Raw genomic sequence first — 23,916 nt, 5'->3', positions numbered from 1 at the left:
TACCCGGATATTTGACTCTTTAGACATCAGCGTCGGCTCGTCGGATTTAAGAACGACATGCCGATGGCCGGATTACCGGTATGTGAACCGAGAACAGGCGTTAAGTTATCGATGCGAACCGTGACATCGAACCGCTTTTCGAGATTCGTTTTCCACTCGAACGCCAAATCGTAGGCAGTTGCATGGAATAACGAAACATCAGTGACCGTTCCGCTCTCAAGCATTTCAACGAGATGGTCATAAATCTTCCCATGCGCTTTCTTGAACGTTCGAACCGTCTGATACGGTACGATTTTCCCTTCTTCGAAATGAAACAGAGGCCGCAATTGAAGTAAATTACCGACAAACGCCTTCGTAGAGGAAATGCGTCCGCCTGCCTGCAGCTGATCGAGGTTCGCGACCGTGAACTCGATATGATGATCGAAGCGGCGCTCTAAAATGTACTGCTCGATCTCTGTGACTGCCATTCCATCTGCTGCGAGTTGCATCGCTTCCGCAAGCAATTGGCCCGCCGGATAGATACCGCAACGGGAATCGATGGCAATCAACCGGAATCCGGCAATTTCCGCACCTTGGACAGACGCATTGTACGTACCGCTCAGCTCGCTTGAAAGATGAATCGCAAAACCGACATCATACTGTTCTTTTAACCGTTCATAGTGTTCCGTGAACGTCCCGATGGACGGTTGGCTGGTCGTGACCTTATGTTTCGCATCGATCCATTGATAGACGGTCTCAGCTTCGACATCGACACCGTCCGTAAAACTTTCACCATCCTTCATGACGAGAAGAGGGACGACGGTCAAGTCTTCGTGCCGAGAAATCGAATCGGGCAAAATCGTCGTACTGTCTGTAATCCATGCAATCTTCATGCTGTTTCCTCCTTATTTTAGTACCTGGTATTAATTGTAGTTGTAAGCGTTATCGCTGTCAAATGAACCCTTAAATTTTTGAAACATTTTAGTTGATTAACTGGCCCAATACGCTATAATCGGTACGTGATTAGTAAACTTGAAGTCGTCTTATACTAAACTGTTATTTGGAAAGGAGGGCGCGGATTGCGGACGATCGGAAACAAAATCAAAAATCTGCGTCTTCAAAAAGGCTTGACGCAAGAGGAACTTGGCGAACGGACGGATTTAAGTAAAGGATACATCTCGCAAATCGAACGTGAGATCAGTTCACCGTCGATTGAGACGCTGTTCAGTCTTCTGGAAGTACTCGGCATCTCGGCGAAGGATTTCTTTGATGAAGACACATTAAATCAAAAGGTCGTTTATTCGCAAAAAGATGTCACGCGTTATGAGGACCCGGAACAAGGGTATCATGTGACATGGCTGATTCCGGAATCAAATGAAAAGGAAATGGAGCCTGTCTTACTGCGATTGGCACCGGGCGGACACTTTAAAGCATACGAACCGTCCGGATCGGAAACGTTCGTCTATGTACTTGAAGGGGCGGTCACGTTGAAGCTTGGCCGGGAATCATTCGTGGCGACGCAAGGCGAGACGCTCTATTATAAAGCTTCAGAAATTCATCAGTTACGAAATGATTCAAAGGCGGAAACGAAAGTACTCGTGACGGCCACGGATTCGTACTTATAAGGAGGAATAAGATTTGGCAGACAACAATACGATCATTCAATTTACAGACGTGACAAAACGTTTTGACGATCAGACGGTTCTTGAACGCGTCAGTTTTGAAATTGAACGTGGAAAATTTTATACGCTGCTCGGACCATCCGGTTGCGGGAAAACGACGGTTTTACGGCTGATTGCCGGGTTCACCGAAGCGACGGAAGGCGATATTCTGTTCAATGGAAAACGGATCAACGATGTTCCCGCCAACAAACGGCAGGTCAACACGGTCTTTCAGGATTATGCGTTGTTCCCGCACCTCAACGTCTTTGAGAACATCGCGTTCGGATTGCGGATCAAAAAGATGAAAGACGCGGAAATCAAGACACGTGTGCTCGATGCGTTAAAGTTCGTCAACTTATCCGGATACGAAAACCGTGAAATCACGGAGATGTCAGGCGGACAGCGCCAGCGTGTCGCCATCGCCCGGGCGATCGTCAACGAACCGGAAGTCATCTTACTGGATGAACCGTTATCGGCACTCGATCTGAAACTCCGGACGGAAATGCAGTATGAGCTGCGTGATTTACAGCGTCGTCTCGGGATTACGTTCATTTTCGTCACGCACGATCAGGAAGAGGCACTGGCGATGTCGGACGAAATCTTTGTCCTCAATCACGGTCTGATTCAGCAGTCGGGTACACCAACGGATATTTATGACGAACCGATCAACCGTTTCGTCGCTGATTTCATCGGGGAATCGAATATCATCCCGGGACGGATGTTGATGGATTACCGGGTCTCGTTCGCAGAAAAAGAATTTGAATGTGTCGACCGCGGTCTCGAATTAAATGAACCGGTCGAAATCGTCATCCGTCCGGAAGACTTGGAAATCACCAGCGTCGCCCAAGGGAAGTTGCGCGTGACCGTCGATTCCCAGCTGTTCCGCGGTGTTCACTATGAGATTGCCTGCATGGATGAAGTCGGAAACGAATGGCTCGTCCACAGTACGAAAAAAGCGACGGTTGGGGAACAGATCGGCTTGACGTTTGATCCGGAAGCGATTCACGTCATGCGTCTGAATGAGACGGAAGAGGAATTCGACAAACGGCTTGAGTCCTACGATGGGGTGCTGTGATGCAGAAGACACGTAACTGGTACCTGATTCCGTATAGTTTCTGGATTGCGTTGTTCGTCATTGCGCCGATCGTCCTCGTCGTCTATTATTCGTTTCTCGATCTCGAAGGACATTTCTCACTCGTCAACTACCAGAAGTTCTTCACCTCGACGTATCTGACGATGACGCTCAGCTCGTTTTGGTATGCCTTTTTGATCACACTGTTTTCACTGGCAATTGGTTATCCGACCGCCTATCTGCTGACGAAAACAAAGCATAAACAATTGTGGCTGCTGTTGATCATCTTGCCGACCTGGATCAACCTGCTCTTAAAAGCCTATGCATTCATCGGTCTGTTCAGCACTTACGGATGGGCGAACCAAACGTTGGAAGCGATCGGAATCGGCCGGAAACAGATCTTGTTCACGGACTTCAGTTTTGTGTTCGTTTCCGTCTACATCTTCATTCCGTTCATGATCCTGCCGATCTTTAACGCGATTGAAAAATTGAATCCGTCACTTGTGTTTGCGGCCCGCGATCTCGGGGCTTCGAATTTCATGACGTTCCGTCGTGTCGTCTTTCCATTGACGCTTGACGGAGTTAAATCGGGCTGTCAGCTCGTCTTCATTCCGGCGCTGTCGTTATTCATGATTACACGTCTGATTGCCGGGAACCGGGTCATCACGCTCGGAACAGCGATTGAACAACAGTTTCTTGTCACGCAAAACTGGGGAATGGGCGCGACGATTGCCGTCTTCCTGATTATTGCGATGGCAATCATTCTGGCATTAACGAGTACGAAACGGAAGAAAGGAGCGACGACATGATGAAACGATTAAAATTAGCGAATCTGTACCTGATCGGTGTTTTCATCATCTTGTACGCCCCGATTCTTTATCTGGCCTTCTACTCGTTTAACAGTGCCGACAACATGACGAACTTTGATTCCTTCACGTGGGATTGGTACAAGGAAGTGTTCCAGGATTCCCGACTTTTGATCATCGTCTTAAACACGCTAGTCATTGCGCTTCTGTCCGCAGCGATTTCGACGATCATCGGTGTTCTTGGAGCAATCGGGATCCAGGCGGTCCGCAAGAAACGGATCGAAACGTCGCTGTTGACGCTCAACAGCATCTTGATTGTCAGTCCCGATGTCATCATCGGGGCGTCGTTCCTGATCTTCTTTACGATGCTCGGCATTCAGCTCGGCTTTACGTCGGTCCTGTTGTCACACATCGCGTTCTCCGTCCCGATTGTCGTCATTCTGGTCCTGCCGAAACTGCAGGAAATGAGTCCGACACTCGTTGATGCAGCGCGTGATTTAGGAGCGAGCCGGCTTGATGTTCTGACGAAAGTCATCCTGCCGTACATTACACCAGGTATCTTTGCCGGCTTCTTTACGGCATTGACGTATTCACTCGATGATTTTGCGGTGACATTTTTCGTTACCGGAAATGGATTCACGACATTGTCCGTTGAAATCTATTCGCTTGCGCGGCAGGGGATTTCGATGAAAATCAACGCCTTGTCGACCGTGATTTTCCTGTTTACATTCTTACTCGTCATCGGCTATTACTTCCTGAACCAACGTTCTGCGATGAAGTTGTCCCGACCGGAGGTGAAATAATCGATGAAAAAACTCATTCAATTGTTTGTCGCGATTTTCTTGATTTCCGGTATCATCCTGTTTGCGTTGAACCGGTTGAACGCGACGCAAGGTTATTCGGGCAAAAATGTCCTGAACATCTATAACTGGGGCGATTATATCGATCCGGAACTGATTGATCAGTTCGAAAAGGAATCCGGTATTAAAGTCGTCTATCAGACGTTTGATTCAAACGAAGCGATGCTGACGAAAATCGAACAAGGCGGAACGACGTACGATATCGCTGTGCCGTCCGATTATGCGATCGCAAAGATGATCGAAGAGGATTTAGTGTTGCCGATCGATCAACAAAAGATTCCCAATCTGAAGAACACCGATCCACGGTTCCTCGATTTATCGTTTGATCCAGGCAACAAGTATTCGATTCCTTATTTTTGGGGAACGGTCGGGATCGTCTACAATCAAAAACTGATTGACGGAAAAAAACCGACCAGCTGGAAAGATCTCTGGGATCCGGCATTGAAAAATCAAATCCTTCTCGCAGACGGAGCACGTGAAGTGATGGGGATGAGTCTGAACAGTCTTGGCTATTCCTTGAACGAGACCGATGAAACGAAACTGCAGGAAGCCAAAGCCAACTTGATGGATTTGACACCAAACGTCAAAGCGATCGTCGGGGATGAAATTAAGCTTTTGCTTGCCAATGAAGAAGCAGGAATCGGTGTCGTCTGGTCCGGTGATGCCAATGAGATCATGAGTGAAAATGAGAATTTGAACTATGTGATTCCAAAGGAAGGATCAAATGTCTGGTTCGATAACGTCGTCATTCCGAAAACGGCTAAAAACGTCAAAGGTGCCCATGAATTCATCAATTTCATGCTGGACCCGAAAAATGCCGCTAAAAATGCGGACTATGTCGGATACTCGACGCCAAACAAAGCAGCGTTGAAATTGCTCGATCGGGACGTACGGGAAGACAAACGTTTTTATCCAGATAAAGAGGTCACGGATACACTTGAAGTATATGAAAACTTAGGGAAAGAAATGCTCGCTCATTATAATGAACTATTTTTAGAGTTCAAAATGCATAAGAAATAACAGGAAAAGTTGTTGCCCGATCCGGGTAACAACTTTTTTAAAAATATTTTTTAAAGAAATGTATGTAAAGTGAATATTATTTCGAAAATGGGGGAATGAGATATTTATCAAAGCATTTCAAGGGGGAGCACATCATGAAACAAATTTTTGGTCTTATCTTAACTGCCGCACTTACCATGAGCCTCGTCTCAGGTCCTTCATATAACCAGTCTGCCGAAGCTGCGAAGCCGACGGATATCGATTGGTTGAAACAAGTTAAAACGACAGCGTCAAAAGCCAAATCCGTCGATGGAAAAGTGACATTGGAAAAAACGACGTTAGCCCAGGTACATAGCGCGTACAAAGGGGAAAAAAACTCGACGTGGTGCCAAAGCGGTAAAGGATTGGTCGCTCCGAACAAAGCAGTTCACTACTGCTCGACATTCGGTGTGCCTGACCGCAAAGCGAAAGTCTCAGCCATCGTCTACAATCCAAAAGTGATCGGCCGGACAATTACCGTCAAAGAAGTCAAAAAAGCGTACTCAACGGCAAAACTCGACAAAACATTCAACCTGATGACCGTTTCAACAAAAGAGGTCAACATTTATCTAAATTTAAATTCTGAACGTACACAAGTCATGTCAATTCTAGTAAAATATAACTAACGAACAAAGGATGACCTTTTGGGCCATCCTTTTTATTGAATTTTTTTATAGATTGGCACGAGTTGTTCATAGGTATTTCGAATCAATTTTACTAGATCTTCGTGCGACATCGCACTGACTTCTTCGGCAGAGACATGACGGCCGACCAAAAATTCCGCTTTCTTGACATCACGGAATCGTACCAGTCCTTGTTCCAGACCGATCTCGTCAATCTGTTGTGCCTCTTTCTTCATATGATCGTAAGAAACAACGAAATCAGACGGAAGAGCGTGCAACAGTTCCTGATGATTCAGGAGTTTTGTCGCGTACTGTGATTTATTCGGAAGTTCGTAAATGTAAGCGAGCCAGATGAACAGATGATCATCAAATAAGCCGACTTGGAAATGCGGATGCTTTTTGTAGCCGCGTTTGTTTGGGGAAAAAGCCATCCATGTGTCCTTCGGGGGATTTACTTTCCGGCGGGCATGCTGTGCAATATGCACATACATATCTTCTGCCAGGTTGACCGTTAAATCGGGTAAGACTTCCTGTCCGATTTGTTTGAAAACGGGTTGAATCCGTTCCCGAATCGCGTGCATCCGCTGTTCCAGTCCTTCAATCTCAAATGTATCAAATGCTTCTTTTGTAAATTGTGTAGTCACTGATTTATCACCTCTATTGCTAGTGTAACAAATCAAAGCGTGAAGAATAGACCTCAATGCTCAAATGAGTGATAATCAGATTGTTTTTTTCATATATACACAAAATGTGTTAGGAAGGGGAAGTCAACATGCGTCGCTTTCAACAATATCTCCTTCGAAGCTGGATTGTATTTTTTCTTGTCGTCATCGGAATTGATTTACTGGCGAAATCAAGAGATTACAACCTGAGCATCGACTTTTTTACGTTTACGCTTGTTGTTGCACTCTCCACCATCTTTGTTATTGATCCGGTGCGCAGAAGACATATGAGCTTTACGTTTCATTTCGGATTCGTCCTGTTTACGTTTTTAACGTATGGACTCCTGTCTGCCATCTGTGTTGGACAATTGACGATGTTGATTTACCAATTGCGGACGTTCCATACCGCAATCGGCCGCCGGCGTATGCTACATAATTACCCGTTTAATGTCACGCTCGAGCTGTTATTGATTTTGCCTGCCGGACTAGCTTACAATGCGCTCGGCGGGACGCACGGAAAAGATTTTTTATTAATTGAAAACGTCGGACCGTTGCTCGTCATGGTCTTGATTTTATGGATCGTCTTACTGTTCCAGTATAAATTGTCGAACTTTTTACTTGGTGAAAACATCCCGAACAGTGTCATGCTACCGTTGCTTCGGTTTGAGGCAGTTGTCATTGCCGCCGAATTGCTGTTTGGAATTTTCAGTACATTGATGGTTCAAAACAACGGCAACAGCGGTCTTGTCATGACAGCTTTTGCGCTGTTCATCATCAAACGGTCGCTTGGCAGTTCCGTCCATGCCAGTGACCGGATCGAGCACTGGGAACAGATTGAACGATTGAAGGAAGCAGCCTGGAAAGACGGCGATGCCCAGTTCATCATCGAACGGTATTTACGCCAATTGAACCATTTCGTTCGTCCGGATATCGCCTGGATTAAGTTTGATTTCGGTGAAGGCGAGTCGATTTATTATTCGTTAAAGGACGGTCGGAAATTAAAAGCGGATCATGTCCACGGCATCATCATTGAAGATATCATTGACGAAAAAGAAGAAGTGTTGCTGTACGGTGTGCAACAGGAATGGGATATCCGCCTGTATGATTGTGTCCCGGAAGAAACGCAATCGATTCTGTTTATTCAGCCGGAAGCAACCGAAAAAATCAATTGCTCTTTATTTTTAGCATCTGAAGCGAGCGGCGAGTTCACAAAAGACTTTGGTTATGAATTGTACCGCGCGTTACGTGTCCTCTCCTGGGCAGTTGAACGGGCACAGGAGCGGGAACGTCTGTTGACGGACAGCCGGACGGACGCGATGACGAAATTACCGAACTACCGGGCGTTGCAGGAGTGGGGCGATCGCCGGATTCGGCAACGTGATCTATATCCATTCTCAGCCTTGATGATCGATTTGGACCATTTTAAACAGATCAACGATACATATGGGCATGAAGTCGGGGATATCGTTCTGTTTGAAGTCGCCAAGCTGTTAATGCAGGCGACGCGAATCACGGATCTTGTGGCCCGTTACGGCGGCGAGGAATTTGTTGTCTTGTTACCGAATACGGATCTGGAATCGGCTCAAATCGTTGCCGAACGGATTCGCGAGACGTTACATGCCAATCCGATTCAGGTTGAAGGAGATTCGTTAAGGATTACGGCAAGTATCGGTGTCGATACGTTAAACGAGCTGGGTGATTTAGCGAGTCTGATCCGCAATGCCGACCGGGCAATGTATATCGGTGCGAAGTTCCAAGGACGCGACCGTGTCGCATCATACCAAGAATGGAAAGAACGTGTCATCTAAGCTTAAGATAAAGGGGCTGACTCAAAAGTCGGATTCTACAAAGAGAAGGGTGGCAGAATTGGAATCTGCCACCCTTTTCGCGTAAAAAAAGAAACACTCTTTTCACGCAACTCCTACAGGGAAAAGCGCGATTTTGCGCTGTCAGAGACAAAAAAGCCCCGTTCTGCAAGAGAAGGAGGCTCAGTGATTATGAATGTATTTGAAGGAAAAATAAAAGCAGGATTATTGAGCTTGCTGGTTGCTCGTACGGATTTCGCTTTCAATCGCATGGATGGCCGCAGACCAAGAACCATACCGGTGCAGTAGAGCTTTCGTCGACGGTTTGTTGTTTCGTTTCGCCCATTCACGATAGGCTTCGAATGAGAGCGAGAAACCGACTTCTTCAATCGCTTGGCGCAGCGACGCAGCAAGCTCGGCTTTTGAATAGGTGACGCTTGCTTCTAATCCGGCGGCCGTACAGGCATCATGCCAAGATCCGAACATCTTCACGATATGATAATGACTCGGAGCATGATGAACCGATTTACGCCAGATTTGATATTTCTTTAAGGTGATGGTCGATCCGACATCCTGGGCGTACCGGTGAAACGACTTCAGGATTTCATCTTTTGTATATTTCGGAGCCCGCTCGAGTTCTTCCGGCTGTTGATCGATATGCCATTCATAACCGGCTGCTGATAAAGCTTCCGGCCAAGATCCGAACTGACGAATGATGGTTTCCGGTTGCGGCCAACCATGTTCGATGGCATAACGACGATAAATCGTCCGGCGGGGACGATCCTGGATGAGTTCGCCTAAAGCTTGGATGGCTTGAATCATTTCAAGTTGTTCTTCCGTCCATGTTTGCTGACTCGTAAGTACACGTTGTTTCAAGGGTGAGTCCTCCTTCCTAGTAAATCGTAATAGTTGAGGCAAAAGTCCTCTGTATAGAATATATCGGCACTTTTCCATTAATTATGAATAATTACCGTGAAATATTGTAAATAAAGTGAAAATCATTCTTCTGCTAAGTATAAATGGAAGTAATCCAAATGAAAACAGAATGTTACCAATTTTTAATGAACCGTATAAAAACAGTACATTTGTCTCATATGGAAAAAAAGACCAGACCCGCATGGAGCGAGACTGGTCTTAGGTCATACTTATTTTCCTTCGATATACGTCCATTTGAACGAAGTATCCGCACCGACTTTATGGTTGACGATTCCTTTAACGTACGGTTTACGTAAGAGGGAAGCACCGCGTTGGTACATAACTGAGATCGCTTGATCGTCTTCAAGTAAGATTTTCTCCGCATCTTTCAGTGACTGCCAACGTTTTGCTGCATCTGTTTCTTTCATCGCCGACTTGATGAGTGAATCGTACTTGTCGCTTGTGTACTTACCGCGGTTGTACGGTCCATCTGTCATCCACATGTCGAGGAATGTCATTGGATCCTGGTAGTCAGGGCCCCATCCTGCGAATGAAAGTTCGAACTGACCTTTAGACTCGAGGTCCAATTTGTTTTTGAACGGTTGCTGTTTGATTGTAACTTCAAGACCTGGAAGGTTTTTCTCCCACTCGCCTTTGAGGTATTCGGAGATTTTCTTCGAGTTGTCGTCATCGTATGAAAGAAGCTCAAGCTTGACGGATTTCTTACCGATATCCTTCAGACCTTTTTCGAACGAAGCTTTAGCCGATGAAGCATCGAATGATCCGAAACCTTCGTTGCCGTCACGGAAGTCTTTTCCGTCCGGACCTTTAGCGAATTCTTTTGGTACATAGTAGTAAGCAGGGATCGATCCGTTGTTTAAGAGGACTTTCGCCATCTGCTCTTTATCGTAACCAGAGTCGATTGCTTTACGGATGTCTTTGTTTTTGAGCAATTCGTTTTTGAAGTTCATTTGGATGTAGTACATCGACGCGTCAAGACGTGTATCGAAGTCTTCGCTATCTTTGTACTGATCAACGAACTCACTTGTCAGACCAACTGTATCGATATCACCTTTTTCGTACAGGTTGACGGCTGTTGATACTTCTTTAACGACTTTATAGTTGACTTCTTCGAGTTTGACCGTATCTGCATCCCAATACTGATCGTTTTTCTTGTAGCTCCAGCCGACTTCTGTTTTCCAGTCCGTCAGTTGGAACGGTCCGTTGTAAAGGAAGTTCTCCGGGTTCGTCGCGAAGTCTTTGCCTTTTTCTTCAACAAATTCCTGTTTGAGTGGCATGAATGAACCGAAGCCAGTCAATGCTTTGAAGTATTCGGCCGGTTGTGTCAGCTTGACTTCGAGTGTCTTGTCGTCAACCGCTTTAACACCAACGTCAGCCGGTTTTCCTTTTCCTGTGTTGTAGGCTTCAGCGCCATCGATGATATACATGATGTACGCATATTGCGATCCGCTTTTCGGATCAAGAACACGTTTCCACGCATATTCGAAGTCTTTTGCCGTGACGTCACTGCCGTCCGACCATTTAGAATCACGTAATTTAAATGTGTATGTAAGACCATCTTCAGAGACGTCTACACTTTCCGCAACACCAGGTGTCGGCTCTTGTTTTTCGTCGAGACGGAAGAGACCTTCCTGGACGTTGTTTAAGACTGTGAATGAAACTGAGTCTGTCGCAACGGTCGGGCTGAGTGCCGGGATGTCTGAACCGCTTGTGAGGTTAAGAACCTGTTTGTCCGACGCCTTTTTCGTATCAGTCGAACCTGAAGTATCTTTTGAATCATCTGTCGATGTACAAGCAGCGAGGCTTGATCCGGCGATGGCTAAAGCACCAACAAGTGCAAGTGTTTTTTTCGTTTTCATAATAATAAGTTCCCTCCCAAGAATGAATATATATGATTGAAAAATGAGTACCGATTAGAATAGCGATCCGGTGTCCTATTAAAAAAATAAGAGGGGTCATCGCCTTTTATTTTGTTGAAGGAAAGCACCGGATCAACTTGTTACCAATAATAAATACAATATTCAGAAAAATCAATAGCTTATTTTCAGATTATTTCAAATTGATTAAAATTTCGTGTAATATCAACGGTTTTTTTGTAAAAATAATTTTTCGGAAGGATAATATTGGGAGGTAAAAATGATTCCAAAATTAAAACACGCGCATCAAATGGCGTGTTTTAATCCGGTCAGTTCAGTTGTTCGAGGAAGGAAAGTGCCTCTGTGACATGATCTTTGACTTTCACGGAACGCCATTCCTGAATCAATTCACCAGATTCATTGATTAAAAAAGTAGAACGAACGATTCCATAATATTCCTTTCCGTAATTCTTTTTCAACTGCCAGACACCGTATTGCTCACAGACGGTATGGTCGACATCAGACAATAATTCGAATGGAAGTTCGTATTTTGAAATAAAATTTTGGTGACGCTTTTGGCTATCAGCGGAAATGCCGAGAATGACCGTGTTCTTTGCAGCAAAGGCTTCCGACGCATCACGGAAGTCACATGCCTCCGTCGTACACCCCGGTGTCGAGTCTTTCGGATAAAAGTAGACGATGACTTTTTTTCCGCGGAAATCACTTAGTGAAATCATCTCTCCTTGCGCATTCGGCAGTGTAAAATCGACTGTATTCATGAATGGTCCTCCTCAACCCAGTTCCATATTCAACTGGTCAGCGTATTTTTCGAGTTTCTTTTGCAGACTTTCCTTTAACGGATCGAGCGCAATCAAATACTTTTCAAAGTCAGTGCCGGCTTTTGCCGTCTTCAGTAATAAGGCTTGTTCCTCCCCGTACCAGTCGGCATAATCCTCATAGTAATGGACAAGGGTCTCCGGGTTTCCCTTGTTCCCAAGAGCCGGACCGTAAATCATCAGGATGTTGCTGTTCATTTCAAGCGCCATGTAGTCCGTCTGGGCATTGACCCGGGTAAAGACTTCATCCTGCTTATCTTCTTTCGTATTCCCGACGGCTTCCGCTGCTTTCGCATTGACGCCGTATTCATCGGCATTAAAGGATTCAAACAGCGAGGCGAGGGTCGTAAAGACTTCGGGATCAAACTTCGTCGGCACGATGACGACTTTCCATTCACCGTCCTGTTTTAAAAACAGTTTTGAAGCGCGGTTCGGTAAAGGCAATCCGTCTTCATCGTTGAATTCGTGAATGATGTAGGCGACGTTACCTTCCTGAAAACTTTTGACGACTTTACCCGGTTTGATCTTTAAATTCTTGGCACCGAGTGTCGCGGCCCGCAACAACTTTTGATCCCCCGTATACTCAATCGCGGCAAGTGCTTCAGCATCAGCTGTACCGGACTGACCAACAGTTTGTTGATACGTCTTGTAGACATCAAGAACGTCTTGACTTGCCTGTTTCGTTTGTTTCGTTTCCGTCGACTTCGGGGATTCAGTATCAGTAGACGGAGCGGAATCGTTTCCGCATCCGGCGAGGATGATTCCCGTTGATACGAGTACCGTCAATAATCGTTTCATATTTCAGTTCCTCCTATATGAACAACATCTTTTATGAACAACATCTTTCATTATGTCTTCACCATACAGGAAATTCGCTTTTTTGAGTAGGGAATAGGTACACTAACATAAAGGAGAGTGGGTTCAACATGAAAATTCACGTAACAGACGAGGCACTACAATATTTCAAAGAAGAGATGGAAGCAAAGGAAGGCGATACGATCCGCTTTTTCGCCAAGTACGGCGGCTCTACCGATTTAACGCAAGGGTTCTCAGTCGGAGTCCACATGGAGACCGTTGACCGGGCAGCGGTTGAAGAAACCGTCGACGGGATTCATTTCGTCGTTTCTGATCAGGATGACTGGTTGTTCCAGGGACAGGATGTCGAAGTATCTGTTCAAAATGAAGAGATCGTCTTTTCACAGGCTAAGCAATGAATATGAAATGAAGAGGACCTCCACGGTCTTCTTCATTTTTTTGTCTAGAATAATTGTAAGCGGCGACATGCTTCTGTACAATGGAGAATGTAAGCGATTAAAAGCAAGTATAAAAGGGGGAATAGAGATGATTCCGTACAAACACGAACCATTCACGGACTTCTCACAGGAAGCAAACAAGAAAGCGTTCGAAGAGGCGCTTGAACTTGTATCGAAAGAGCTTGGAAAAGATTATCCGCTCGTCATCGGGGGAGAACGTGTGACGACAGAGGACAAAATCGTTTCTGTCAATCCGGCAAACAAAGAAGAAATCGTCGGACGCGTTTCGAAAGCGACACAAGCACACGCTGAAGATGCCATGCAGGCAGCTGTCAAAGCATTTGAAACGTGGAAATTCGTCAATCCGAGTGTTCGTGCGGACGTCTTATTCAAAGCCGCAAACATCATCCGGAAACGCAAACATGAATTCTCGGCTTACCTCGTCAAAGAAGCAGGTAAACCATGGAACGAAGCAGATGCGGATACAGCGGAAGCGATCGACTTCCTCGAATACTATGCGCGTCAGATGCTTGTCTTAAAAGAAGGCAAGAAGGTCGAGAGCCGTCCGGGCGAATACAACCGGTACGACTACATTCCACTCGGTGTCGGTGTCATCATCTCACCATGGAACTTCCCACTGGCCATCATGGCAGGAACAGCGGTTGCTGCGATCGTGGCAGGTAACCCGATCCTCTTGAAACCAGCATCGACGACACCGGTTGTCGCTGCTAAATTCGTTGAAGTCATGGAACAGGCGGGTCTTCCGGCCGGCGTCTTGAACTTCATTCCGGGACCAGGGGCGGAAGTCGGCGACTATCTCGTCGATCACCCGAAAACACGCTTCATCAGCTTCACAGGTTCGCGTGATGTCGGACTCCGCATCAACGAACGTGCTTCAAAATTGAACGACGGTCAAATCTGGCTTAAACGTGTCATCGCGGAAATGGGCGGAAAAGACACGATGGTCATCGACGAGTCGGCTGATCTCGATTACGCGGCAGACATGATCACAAAAGCGGCATTCGGTTTCTCGGGACAAAAATGTTCAGCTTGTTCACGTGTCGTCGCACTGGATTCGGTATATGACGAATTGCTCGCGAAAGTCGTCGAAAACACAAACAAACTCAGTATCGGTAACCCGGTCGACGTAACAAACAACGTTGGACCTGTCATCGATGCAGCAGCTTTCAAAAAAATCACATCGTACTTCGATGTCGCAAAACAAGAAGGCCGGATTGCAGCAGGTGGTACAGCGGATGATTCGACAGGATACTTCGTCGCACCAACAATCGTCGCTGACGTCCAACCGACGGACCGTCTGATGCAGGAAGAAATCTTCGGACCGGTCGTTGCGTTCACAAAAGCAAAAGACTTCAAAGAAGCAATCGACATCGCCAACAACACGGAGTATGGTTTGACAGGTGCCGTCATCACTCAAGATCGTACGAACCAGGAATACGCACGTGCGAACTTCCATGTCGGTAACTTGTACTTCAACCGCGGTTGCACAGGTGCAATCGTTGGGTACCAACCGTTTGGCGGATTCAACATGTCAGGAACGGATTCAAAAGCAGGCGGACCGGATTACTTGACTTTACATCTTCAAGCAAAGACTACTTCTGAAATGTTCTAAAATGATGTTTAATAGATGAAACGGGTATGCAACCTGCATACCCGTTTTTTTTAGAAAAGGGGGAGCACGAGATGAACGGAATGTGGTTCGCGATTTTGTTGTATCTGGGTTTGATGGTCACACTAGGTGTCGTCGCGTATTATCGGACAAAAAACATGAACGATTATATGCTGGGAGGACGAACAATCGGACCTGTCGTCACAGCGCTCTCAGCAGGAGCCAGTGATATGAGTGGGTGGCTGTTGATGGGATTACCGGGTGCGATGTTTGCAACTGGTCTGTCCAGTGGTTGGATCGTCATCGGGTTATTGCTCGGTGCCTATGCCAACTGGCTGCTCGTCGCACCACGTTTACGTGCGTATACAGCACATGCCGGGGATGCCATCACGATTCCTGACTACTTTGAAAAGCGGTTCCACGATAAAAGTGGTGTCCTGCGTACAGTTTCAGCTGGAGTTATCTTAATATTCTTTATAATGTACGCTTCAAGTGGTTTTGTTGCCGGTGGTCGTCTGTTTGAATCGGTCTTCGGACTCGAATATACAACCGGCCTATGGATTTTGGCGGGGGTCGTCATTGCGTATGTCTTCCTCGGCGGATTCCTTGCCGTCAGTTGGACGGACGTCGTTCAGGGCATGATCATGGTCATCGCCTTGCTGATCGTTCCGGCTGTCACGCTGGCACTCAGCGGCGGAATCAATGAAACGCTTGAGACGATTCGTTCAACGGACGGTTCGAAACTCGAGTTGTTCAAAGGAACGACCGTGATCGGTATTGTTTCCCTGCTGGCATGGGGACTTGGTTACTTTGGTCAGCCGCACATCATCGTCCGTTTTATGGCGATTCGTAACCTGCACGAAATGAAATCGGCGCGTCGGGTCGGAATGATCTGGATGACGTTTTCGATTGTCGGGGCCATGGTGACGGGATTATTCGGATACGCCTACTTCACACAACAAGGCGGAACACTCGATAATCCGGAGAACGTCTTCATTCAACTGTCACGTGATTTGTTCCCAGGTTTCATCACGGGATTATTACTCGCAGCATTGCTCGCAGCGATCATGTCGACTATCTCGACGCAACTGCTCGTCTCGTCGAGTGCTGCAACCAATGATTTCTATCAGCGTTTCCTGAAACGGAATGCATCAGATAAAGAGTTGATGGTCATGGGGCGGATCATGGTTCTCGTCGTTGCACTGCTTGCGATCGCCTTATCATTCGGTGCGCAAAAGTCCATCCTGACGTTGGTCGGATATGCGTGGGCCGGATTCGGTGCCGCCTTTGGACCGGTCGTCCTGTTCAGCCTACTCTGGCGCCGGATGAACAAAACAGGGGCGCTTGCTTCGATGATTACAGGGTCAGTCGTCGTCATCGCCTGGATTTTAGTGAAGATGTACGTCAAAGATCTTCCGTTTTACATCTCGGAGATGTATGAAATGATTCCTGCATTCATTGCGTCCACCGTCGCACTTGTTGTCGGCAGTCTCTTGACGAAGGCACCAAGCCAAGCGATGTATGATGAATTCGATGAAGTACAAGCTCAACTTAAAGGAGCGGAGCAACAACGGAAAGTAGTTTGATGTTAGCAGAGAGAATGTCCGGTGCCTTGTGCGCCGGACATTCTTTTTCTATAGAAGAAACTAACTTGGTGAACATATCTTTACATAAAACATATATGTTGCCTATACGCAAAAAAAGCGTATACTAACAACTAAAGAGAGGTGAGGCAAAGTGGTAAGTCAACCGATCGTTCCAGTGGAGCGTTTGAAAAAAAGACACTATATCGGACCGGCTTTTGTCGCCGCCGTCGCTTACCTCGATCCGGGGAATTTTGCGACGAACATGACGGCAGGAGCCCATTACGGATTTTTACTGCTCTGGGTAATTGTTGCCGCCAACCTGATGGCCGTGATGATTCAGACACTATCGGCCAAACTGGGGCTGGTCAGCAATACGAGCCTTGCGGAAGTCATTCGGGATGAACTGTCGCCGATCATGCGAATTCTTTATTGGGCGCAGGCCGAACTCGTCGCGATGGCAACGGATTTAGCGGAGTTCGTCGGGGCGGCACTCGGTTTTAACCTGCTGTTCGGCATCGATTTGAAAATCGCCGCCTTGCTGACAGCGGTTGCTTCGTTCTTCATCCTTGGATTTGAACGGAAAGGGTTACGGCATTTTGAAGCTGTCATCGGAGCGTTGGTCCTCGTCATCGCTCTGGCGTTTGCGATTCAGGTCATTGAAGTTAAACCGGTCCTGCGTGATGTCGCCGGCGGATTGATTCCCGGATTTTCCGGAACGTCGAGCATTGTCCTTGCAGCAGGGATGCTCGGGGCAACGGTCATGCCGCATGCGATTTATCTCCATTCCGATTTAACGAAACGCCGGATGGGAACAATCGCGGATAAAAAAGGGTTGTTACGGATTCAAAAGATGGATATTTGGGCTGCGATGCTGATTGCGGGGGCAGTCAACGGCGCAATGCTTGTCATTGCCGCGACGGTCTTCTTCGGAACGAGCCAACAGGCAGAGACACTGGAAAGTATTTTTCACGGACTCGGGACGTCGCTCGGCGGCGCGGCACCTTATCTATTTGGCGGGGCGTTACTGATTTCCGGACTTGCCTCGTCGAGTGTCGGGACGATGTCCGGGGATGCCATCATGCGCGGATTCCTGAAGATGGAGATTCCGATTTTCCTCCGACGCAGTGTGACGATGTTACCGGCGATCCTCTTATTGTTATCCGGCTTTGACCCGACCCGGGCGTTGATTTGGAGTCAAGTCGCCTTATCGTTCGGAATTCCGTTTGCGTTAATCCCGTTGATCCGTGCCACATCCAATGAACGGATCATGGGCAAATATAAAAATCAGCCGTTAACGAAAGGGATTGCCTGGACGATCGTCAGTATCGTCATCGTCTTCAATGTCTATTTGCTGAGTGATCTTTTATTTTGAATAATCAGATTTTTTGTTTTGCTTACCGACAGCACGGGTAATTCATTACTAGAAGCTTTCTGCCCGGAAGCTTTGCTACCCCTATAAGGACGATGGTGCGGACCTCCCCCCGATGCACCATCGTCTTTTTTGTCTGGACAAAAAGTGCTATGATTAAAAATAGTGTAAAATATATTGAAAAAGTTCCGGAGGTGGAATCAGATGGCAAAGATTAATGAAGAACAAGTCCGCCATGTGGCGCATTTAGCACGTCTCGCCGTAACAGATGAAGAAGTCCAACAATTTACCGTTCAACTTGAGAAGATTCTCGGGTTCGCTGAACAATTAAATGAGCTTGATACGACAGGCGTCGAACCGACGACACACGTCCTCGATCTCAAAAACGTCTTGCGTAAAGACGAAGTCCGCCCGTCGCTACCGCGCACGGAAGTAGAACGACTCTCACCTGATTGGGAAGACGGACAAGTCCGTGTCCCGGCAGTATTCGAATAAGGAGGAGACCACCGATATGTCACTTTTTGAACATGGTGTAAAGAACTTACACACACTCGTCAAAGACGGGGAAGTCAAAGTATCCGAACTTGTCCAGGAATCCTTTGACCGCATTGACCGTGTCGACGGAAACATCGGCGCATTTTTATCATTAAACGAAGATGCTTTCGAACAGGCAAAACGGATGGACGAGATTGCGAAACACGAAGCAAACCCGTTATTCGGTTTACCGATTGGTGTGAAAGACAATATCGTCACGAAAGGGATGACGACGACGTGCGGTTCGAAGTTCCTCGAAAACTTCGAACCGGCACACGATGCGACAGTCGTCGAGCGTCTACATGAAGCAGGATCCGTCACAATCGGGAAACTCAACATGGACGAGTTCGCGATGGGCTCATCAAATGAAAACTCGGCCTACAAGCCGGTCCGTAACCCGTGGAACACGAAACACGTCCCGGGCGGCTCGTCAGGCGGCTCAGCAGCTGCTGTCGCGGCCGGAGAAGTCCTGTTCAGCCTCGGTTCGGATACGGGTGGTTCCATCCGTCAGCCGGCCGCTTACTGTGGTGTCGTCGGCTTGAAACCGACTTACGGTCTCGTCTCGCGTTACGGTCTCGTCGCATTTGCGTCGTCACTTGACCAAATCGGCCCCTTGACACGGACAGTCGAAGACAATGCGTACTTATTAAGTGCGATTGCCGGACATTGTGACATGGATTCGACGTCAGCGAACGTCAACCCGACCGATTACACGCAAGCATTGACAGGGGATATCAAAGGACTCAAGATTGCTGTCCCGAAAGAGTACTTCGGCGAAGGAATCAGTGAAGGCGTTAAAGAAAATATCCGTGCCGCGATCAAGAAACTTGAATCGCTTGGCGCGACAGTCGACGAAGTCTCGCTTCCGAACTCGAAATATGCGCTCGCAACGTATTACCTGCTTGCTTCTTCAGAAGCTTCCTCGAACCTCGCACGGTTCGACGGAATCCGTTACGGTGTCCGTGCCGAAGCCGATGCACTCGAAGATGTCTTCAAGTATTCACGCGCTCAAGGTTTCGGTGACGAGGTCAAACGCCGGATCATGCTCGGCACATATGCCCTCAGCTCAGGTTACTACGATGCCTACTATAAAAAAGCACAACAAGCGCGGACGTTGATCAAACAGGACTTCGACCAAGTCCTTGCCAACTACGACGTCATCATCGGACCAACTGCTCCGACACCTGCGTTCGAACTCGGTGCCCAAAACGACGATCCGGTCACGATGTATGCCAACGATATCCTGACGATTCCAATCAACCTGGCAGGTGTTCCGGCAATTTCGGTCCCAGCCGGTCTTGTCGACGGATTACCGGTCGGTCTGCAAATCATCGGAAAACACTTTGACGAGGCGACGATTTATCGTGCGGCGCATGCATTTGAGCTTGCGACCGGCGGATTCGCGCTTCCGAAGTTATAAAGGAGAATGCCTTATGAACTTTGAAACGGTCATCGGTATTGAGGTCCATGCCGAATTAAATACAAATACAAAGATGTTTTGCGGCTGTGCCCGGGAATACGGCGCAGAAACGAACACGAAGACGTGCCCAATCTGTCTCGGTCATCCCGGCGTGCTGCCGAAAATCAACGAAAAAGCGGTTGAACTCGCGGTTCGTGCTGCGATGGCGTTAAACTGTCATGTCGCCGATCAAACGAAATTCGACCGGAAAAACTATTTTTACCCGGATACACCGAAAGCCTATCAAATTTCGCAGTTTGATCAGCCGATCGGTTTTGACGGCTACATCGATGCGGAGGTCGACGGCGAAACAAAACGTTTCCGGATTGAACGCGTCCACCTCGAAGAAGATGCCGGGAAGATGAACCATACCGGTGCCAACCATTCGGTCGTCGACTTCAACCGGACCGGTGCCCCGTTGATCGAGATCGTCAGTGAAGCGGACATGCGCTCACCAAAAGAAGCAGTTGCTTACCTCGAACGACTCAAGGAAGTCCTGCAATATGCCGGTGTCTCGGACGTCAAGATGGAAGAAGGTTCGTTACGTTGCGACTGTAACATCTCCGTCCGTCCATACGGTCAAGAGAAGTTCGGAACGAAAACCGAGTTGAAGAACTTGAACTCGTTCGGAAACGTCTTAAAAGGACTTGAGTTTGAAGAAGACCGTCACCGTAAGCTGTTGTTATCCGGTGGCGTCATGCGCCAGGAAACACTCCGCTTTGACGAAACGAAAAAACAAACCGTCCTGATGCGGGTCAAAGAAGGTGCGTCCGATTACCGTTACTTCCCGGAACCGGATCTCGTCAAGCTGGTCCTCGACCACGACTGGAAAGAAGCGATCCGCGCCGGCATTCCGGAATTACCGGATGCCCGCCGCGTCCGCTACCAGGAAGCGCTTGGCCTGTCGGCGTATGATGCGAAACAATTGACGGTCACACGTGAGATGGCCGAGTACTTCGAAGCGACGATCGCAGCCGGTGCGGAACCGAAAGCCGCTGCCAACTGGACGGTCGGGGAAGTCCAAGGTCACTTGAACAAATCGACGGAAACGTTCGACACGATCAAGCTCACACCGGCCCGTCTCGCCGAAATGATCGAACTGATTGCCGGCGGAACGATTTCATCGAAAATCGCGAAACAAGTCTTTACGGCAGTCATCGAACAAGGTGTCGAACCGCGTGCTTACGTCGAAGAACAAGGACTCGCGCAAATCTCGGACGAAGGTCTGCTTCGCGGACTGGTCGTCGAGATGTTTGAAGCGAACCCGGCAGTCGTTGAAGAACTCGTCAACGGCCGCGACCGGAAAAAAGGGTTTGTCATCGGTCAAATCATGAAAAAGACAAAAGGAATGGCGAATCCGGCACTGCTCGATCAGCTGTTCTACGAAGAACTCGAAAAATTAAAATAAGCCCTGCTGAAGCACTGCTTTCCTCTCTTAAACCAAGGGAAGGAAGCGGTGCTTCTTTTTTTGCCTTTGTAATGTGCCGGTACTTCATGTAAAATAAAACAGTTATGTATCAAATGGATCGGTTGAGTAAAAAAGGAGAAAATCTTATGAGACCTAGAGCGCGAGTGATTTATAACCCGACTTCCGGGAAAGAGATGGTAAAGCGTAATCTGCCGTATATCTTAGACCGGCTGGAAGCAGCGGGTTATGAGACTTCCGTCTATTCGACGAAAGCGGTCGGTGACGCGACATATGAAGCAGCACGGGCCTGTGAAGCCGAATTTGACCTTGTCGTTGCTGCAGGTGGAGATGGCACATTAAACGAAGTGATCAGTGGCATGGCATCGTATCCGGTTCGTCCGAAACTCGGTGTCTTACCAGTCGGGACGACCAATGACTTTGGCCGGGCGATGCGGATTCCTTTGACGATTGAAGGGGCGATGGATGTCATCTGTACCGGGTACACGATGCCCGTCGACATCGGAAAGATCGAAGGGACGACAGGCACCCACTACTTCATCAACATCGCAGGTGGTGGCATCATGACGGAACTTTCGTATGAAGTTCCATCAAAACTGAAGACGGCACTCGGACAATTGGCGTATTACGTCAAAGGGATGGAAAAACTCCCGCAAATCCGTCCGACCTATGTCGAGCTTGAACACGAACGCGGGATTTTTAAAGGCGAAGTCATGTTGTTTTTGACTTCGAACACCAATTCTGTAGGTGGTTTTGAAAAACTTTCACCGAATGCTTCCCTCAATGATGGACGCTTTGATTTATTCATTTTGAAAAAATGTAATCTCGTTGAGTTAATCCGTGTCATGCGGTTGGCGTTAAAGGGAGACCACTTCTCTGATCCATGTATTGAACATGTGACGACGTCCTTCGTCCGGATGCGAAATACATCCGAGATGAGCTTGAACATCGATGGCGAGTTTGGCGGAATTTGTGAAGGGGAGATGACGAATCTTCAATCGCATTTCGACGTCATGACGCCGAAGTTCCGGATCGACGAGATGGAAACGATCAATTTACAGCTACAGGCACAAGAACAGGAAACGAATCTCGCTTAAGACGCAAGATTTTCTAGGAGGAAAACAATATGATTCCAGTACAAAAAAACGATGAGCACGTCGTCGATATCGTCGACTTGACGCACGACGGTTCAGGAGTTGCCCGGATTGACGGCTACACGGTCTTCATTCCCGGTGCCCTGCCGACGGAACAAGTCAAAATCAGAATTACGAAAACGACGAAATCATACGGTTTCGGACGGATCATCCGTCAAAAAACGAAGAGTGTCGATCGTGTCGAGCCGCCTTGCCCGGTCTACAACCAGTGCGGCGGTTGCCAGCTGCAGCATCTCTCGTATGAGGCAGAACTGAAATTCAAACACAACCGTGTCCGTGATGCGTTCGCGCGTCTTGCCGGTCTTGAGATTCCGGTCCACGAAACGATGGGCATGGAAGATCCATGGGGTTACCGCAATAAGGCACAAGTGCCGGTCGCGTTCCAATCCAACAAGTTAATGGCCGGTTTTTATCAAAAACGCAGTCACCGGATCATCGACATGGATTACTGTCTGATCCAAAATAAAGAGAATGATGATGCCATCCAAGCTGTCCGCAAAGTACTCGCTGACCTGAAGGTTCCGGCTTACGATGAAAAGAAAAACAGCGGTGTCATCCGTCACATCATGGCACGCCACGGGTACCACACAAACGAATTGATGATCGTCCTCGTGACGAAGGTCAAACAATTGCGCGGTGCTGATAAAATCGTCGAAGGCATCTTAAAAGCTGTCCCGAACGTTACATCCATCCAGCAAAACATCAACCCGGACGAGACGAATGTCATTCTCGGAAAACGGAACATCGTCTTACACGGACCGTCCGTCATCCGCGATCAAATCGCCGGATTGACGTATGAAATCTCACCGCACTCGTTCTTCCAGGTCAATCCGTTACAAACGGAAAAACTGTACGGAAAAGCGCTGGAATATGCGCAATTGACAGGCGATGAAATCGTTGTCGATGCGTACTGCGGAATCGGTTCGATTTCGTTATCGCTCGCGCAACAGGCAAAACACGTCTACGGTATTGAAATGGTACCGCAAGCGATTGACGATGCACGCCGGAATGCCAAAGCAAACGGCATCGATAACGTATCGTTTGAATACGGAACGGCAGAAACGGTCATGCCGACACTCGTAAAAGGCGGCATCAAGCCGGACGTCATCGTCGTTGACCCGCCGCGTAAAGGCTGTGACGAAGAATTCCTCCGTGCTGCTGCTGAAGTTGCGCCGAAGCGGATTGTTTATGTCTCTTGTAACGCTTCAACACAAGCACGTGACGCGAAGCTTCTCGCTGAACTCGGCTACAAGCTGATGGAAGTCACACCGGTCGATATGTTCCCGCATACGACACACGTCGAGAGCGTTGCTTTGTTCGTGCGTGAAGAAAACTAATTTATCTAACCTTGAGACTCCTTTGATGAAACGG

22 protein-coding genes are annotated in these 23,916 nt (G+C 47.7%); 16 read left to right on the top strand and 6 right to left on the bottom strand.

Translation table 11 applies throughout. From position 1 onward, the window contains the following. Positions 1-26: 26 nt before the first annotated feature. Entirely contained in the window at positions 27-872 is an 846-nt protein-coding gene (locus tag ABIC15_RS03965; protein ID WP_354019771.1) for a DegV family protein, read from the bottom strand. Between the two features lie 186 nt (positions 873-1,058). On the opposite strand from ABIC15_RS03965, the gene ABIC15_RS03960 reads away from it, so the two are divergent. The 6 genes from ABIC15_RS03960 (at position 1,059) to ABIC15_RS03935 (ending at position 6,042) form a co-directional block, all read left to right on the top strand. Beyond that, positions 1,059-1,604, top strand: coding sequence for a helix-turn-helix domain-containing protein (locus tag ABIC15_RS03960; protein ID WP_012371392.1), 546 nt, complete (start codon positions 1,059-1,061; stop codon positions 1,602-1,604). A gap of 13 nt (positions 1,605-1,617) precedes the next feature. Next, entirely contained in the window at positions 1,618-2,715 is a 1,098-nt protein-coding gene (locus ABIC15_RS03955) for an ABC transporter ATP-binding protein (RefSeq protein WP_012371391.1), read from the top strand. Continuing rightward, positions 2,715-3,521, top strand: coding sequence for an ABC transporter permease (locus tag ABIC15_RS03950; protein ID WP_012371390.1), 807 nt, complete (start codon positions 2,715-2,717; stop codon positions 3,519-3,521). Before ABIC15_RS03955 ends, ABIC15_RS03950 begins: the two co-directional genes overlap by 1 nt. Further along, complete coding sequence (locus ABIC15_RS03945; RefSeq protein ID WP_012371389.1) at positions 3,518-4,321, top strand: ABC transporter permease; 804 nt, start codon at positions 3,518-3,520, stop codon at positions 4,319-4,321. Before ABIC15_RS03950 ends, ABIC15_RS03945 begins: the two co-directional genes overlap by 4 nt. A 3-nt stretch (positions 4,322-4,324) precedes the next feature. After that, positions 4,325-5,398, top strand: coding sequence for an ABC transporter substrate-binding protein (locus ABIC15_RS03940; protein WP_354019770.1), 1,074 nt, complete (start codon positions 4,325-4,327; stop codon positions 5,396-5,398). Between the two features lie 134 nt (positions 5,399-5,532). Next, a complete protein-coding gene (locus ABIC15_RS03935; RefSeq protein ID WP_012371387.1) occupies positions 5,533-6,042 on the top strand; it encodes a hypothetical protein in 510 nt (169 codons plus the stop codon). A gap of 32 nt (positions 6,043-6,074) precedes the next feature. Here ABIC15_RS03935 and ABIC15_RS03930 read toward each other — a convergent pair whose 3' ends face one another. Continuing rightward, the gene (locus ABIC15_RS03930) at positions 6,075-6,683 is read right to left on the bottom strand and encodes a YktB family protein (protein WP_354019769.1); all 609 of its coding nucleotides are present in this window, start codon (positions 6,681-6,683) and stop codon (positions 6,075-6,077) included. A gap of 128 nt (positions 6,684-6,811) precedes the next feature. Between ABIC15_RS03930 and ABIC15_RS03925 the strand changes: the two genes are divergently transcribed. Further along, positions 6,812-8,509, top strand: a complete 1,698-nt coding sequence (locus ABIC15_RS03925) for a GGDEF domain-containing protein (RefSeq protein ID WP_354019768.1) — start codon at positions 6,812-6,814, stop codon at positions 8,507-8,509. A 222-nt stretch (positions 8,510-8,731) separates the two neighbouring features. Here ABIC15_RS03925 and ABIC15_RS03920 read toward each other — a convergent pair whose 3' ends face one another. From ABIC15_RS03920 to ABIC15_RS03905, 4 genes are all read right to left on the bottom strand, one after another. Then, positions 8,732-9,382 carry a homing endonuclease associated repeat-containing protein gene (locus tag ABIC15_RS03920; protein WP_012371384.1) on the bottom strand — a complete coding sequence of 217 codons (651 nt, stop codon included), beginning with the start codon at positions 9,380-9,382 and terminating at the stop codon, positions 8,732-8,734. A gap of 269 nt (positions 9,383-9,651) precedes the next feature. Continuing rightward, on the bottom strand, positions 9,652-11,301 hold the full coding sequence (locus ABIC15_RS03915; protein WP_354019767.1) for a peptide ABC transporter substrate-binding protein: 1,650 nt from the start codon (positions 11,299-11,301) through the stop codon (positions 9,652-9,654). A gap of 326 nt (positions 11,302-11,627) precedes the next feature. Continuing rightward, positions 11,628-12,077 carry a thioredoxin-dependent thiol peroxidase gene (gene bcp, locus ABIC15_RS03910; RefSeq protein ID WP_012371382.1) on the bottom strand — a complete coding sequence of 150 codons (450 nt, stop codon included), beginning with the start codon at positions 12,075-12,077 and terminating at the stop codon, positions 11,628-11,630. Positions 12,078-12,089: 12 nt separating this feature from the next. Further along, complete coding sequence (locus ABIC15_RS03905; protein WP_354019766.1) at positions 12,090-12,932, bottom strand: hypothetical protein; 843 nt, start codon at positions 12,930-12,932, stop codon at positions 12,090-12,092. A gap of 128 nt (positions 12,933-13,060) precedes the next feature. On the opposite strand from ABIC15_RS03905, the gene ABIC15_RS03900 reads away from it, so the two are divergent. From ABIC15_RS03900 to rlmD, 9 genes are all read left to right on the top strand, one after another. Further along, positions 13,061-13,348 carry a HesB/YadR/YfhF family protein gene (locus ABIC15_RS03900; RefSeq protein ID WP_012371380.1) on the top strand — a complete coding sequence of 96 codons (288 nt, stop codon included), beginning with the start codon at positions 13,061-13,063 and terminating at the stop codon, positions 13,346-13,348. A 127-nt stretch (positions 13,349-13,475) separates the two neighbouring features. Continuing rightward, a complete protein-coding gene (gene pruA, locus ABIC15_RS03895) occupies positions 13,476-15,020 on the top strand; it encodes an L-glutamate gamma-semialdehyde dehydrogenase (protein ID WP_012371379.1) in 1,545 nt (514 codons plus the stop codon). Between the two features lie 71 nt (positions 15,021-15,091). Next, positions 15,092-16,603, top strand: a complete 1,512-nt coding sequence (gene putP, locus ABIC15_RS03890; RefSeq protein ID WP_354019765.1) for a sodium/proline symporter PutP — start codon at positions 15,092-15,094, stop codon at positions 16,601-16,603. Between the two features lie 151 nt (positions 16,604-16,754). Next, the gene (locus tag ABIC15_RS03885; RefSeq protein WP_354019764.1) at positions 16,755-17,975 is read left to right on the top strand and encodes an Nramp family divalent metal transporter; all 1,221 of its coding nucleotides are present in this window, start codon (positions 16,755-16,757) and stop codon (positions 17,973-17,975) included. A 201-nt stretch (positions 17,976-18,176) separates the two neighbouring features. Beyond that, a complete protein-coding gene (gene gatC, locus ABIC15_RS03880) occupies positions 18,177-18,467 on the top strand; it encodes an Asp-tRNA(Asn)/Glu-tRNA(Gln) amidotransferase subunit GatC (RefSeq protein WP_026827487.1) in 291 nt (96 codons plus the stop codon). Between the two features lie 16 nt (positions 18,468-18,483). Further along, positions 18,484-19,926, top strand: a complete 1,443-nt coding sequence (gene gatA, locus ABIC15_RS03875) for an Asp-tRNA(Asn)/Glu-tRNA(Gln) amidotransferase subunit GatA (protein WP_354019763.1) — start codon at positions 18,484-18,486, stop codon at positions 19,924-19,926. Positions 19,927-19,939: 13 nt separating this feature from the next. Then, positions 19,940-21,373, top strand: coding sequence for an Asp-tRNA(Asn)/Glu-tRNA(Gln) amidotransferase subunit GatB (gatB, locus tag ABIC15_RS03870; RefSeq protein ID WP_012371374.1), 1,434 nt, complete (start codon positions 19,940-19,942; stop codon positions 21,371-21,373). Between the two features lie 146 nt (positions 21,374-21,519). After that, positions 21,520-22,488, top strand: coding sequence for a diacylglycerol kinase (locus tag ABIC15_RS03865; RefSeq protein WP_012371373.1), 969 nt, complete (start codon positions 21,520-21,522; stop codon positions 22,486-22,488). A 29-nt stretch (positions 22,489-22,517) separates the two neighbouring features. Further along, complete coding sequence (gene rlmD / locus ABIC15_RS03860; RefSeq protein WP_354019762.1) at positions 22,518-23,882, top strand: 23S rRNA (uracil(1939)-C(5))-methyltransferase RlmD; 1,365 nt, start codon at positions 22,518-22,520, stop codon at positions 23,880-23,882. Positions 23,883-23,916: the final 34 nt, after the last annotated feature.

The sequence above is a fragment of the Exiguobacterium sp. PvP048 genome (assembly GCF_040549175.1).
Taxonomy (GTDB): Bacteria; Bacillota; Bacilli; order Exiguobacteriales; family Exiguobacteriaceae; genus Exiguobacterium_A; species Exiguobacterium_A artemiae.
The sequence above is the reverse complement of the archived record's forward strand: the minus strand, read 5'-3'. Positions and strand labels throughout refer to the sequence as shown.

Coding starts and splice junctions, on each gene's coding strand:
- ABIC15_RS03965 (WP_354019771.1), bottom strand. CDS start 872: ATGAAGATTGCATGGATTACAGACAGTACGACGATTTTGCCCGATTCG.
- ABIC15_RS03950 (WP_012371390.1), top strand. CDS start 2,715: ATGCAGAAGACACGTAACTGGTACCTGATTCCGTATAGTTTCTGGATT.
- ABIC15_RS03945 (WP_012371389.1), top strand. CDS start 3,518: ATGATGAAACGATTAAAATTAGCGAATCTGTACCTGATCGGTGTTTTC.
- ABIC15_RS03940 (WP_354019770.1), top strand. CDS start 4,325: ATGAAAAAACTCATTCAATTGTTTGTCGCGATTTTCTTGATTTCCGGT.
- ABIC15_RS03935 (WP_012371387.1), top strand. CDS start 5,533: ATGAAACAAATTTTTGGTCTTATCTTAACTGCCGCACTTACCATGAGC.
- ABIC15_RS03925 (WP_354019768.1), top strand. CDS start 6,812: ATGCGTCGCTTTCAACAATATCTCCTTCGAAGCTGGATTGTATTTTTT.
- ABIC15_RS03915 (WP_354019767.1), bottom strand. CDS start 11,301: ATGAAAACGAAAAAAACACTTGCACTTGTTGGTGCTTTAGCCATCGCC.
- bcp (WP_012371382.1), bottom strand. CDS start 12,077: ATGAATACAGTCGATTTTACACTGCCGAATGCGCAAGGAGAGATGATT.
- ABIC15_RS03905 (WP_354019766.1), bottom strand. CDS start 12,932: ATGAAACGATTATTGACGGTACTCGTATCAACGGGAATCATCCTCGCC.
- ABIC15_RS03900 (WP_012371380.1), top strand. CDS start 13,061: ATGAAAATTCACGTAACAGACGAGGCACTACAATATTTCAAAGAAGAG.
- pruA (WP_012371379.1), top strand. CDS start 13,476: ATGATTCCGTACAAACACGAACCATTCACGGACTTCTCACAGGAAGCA.
- putP (WP_354019765.1), top strand. CDS start 15,092: ATGAACGGAATGTGGTTCGCGATTTTGTTGTATCTGGGTTTGATGGTC.
- gatC (WP_026827487.1), top strand. CDS start 18,177: ATGGCAAAGATTAATGAAGAACAAGTCCGCCATGTGGCGCATTTAGCA.
- gatA (WP_354019763.1), top strand. CDS start 18,484: ATGTCACTTTTTGAACATGGTGTAAAGAACTTACACACACTCGTCAAA.
- gatB (WP_012371374.1), top strand. CDS start 19,940: ATGAACTTTGAAACGGTCATCGGTATTGAGGTCCATGCCGAATTAAAT.
- ABIC15_RS03865 (WP_012371373.1), top strand. CDS start 21,520: ATGAGACCTAGAGCGCGAGTGATTTATAACCCGACTTCCGGGAAAGAG.
- rlmD (WP_354019762.1), top strand. CDS start 22,518: ATGATTCCAGTACAAAAAAACGATGAGCACGTCGTCGATATCGTCGAC.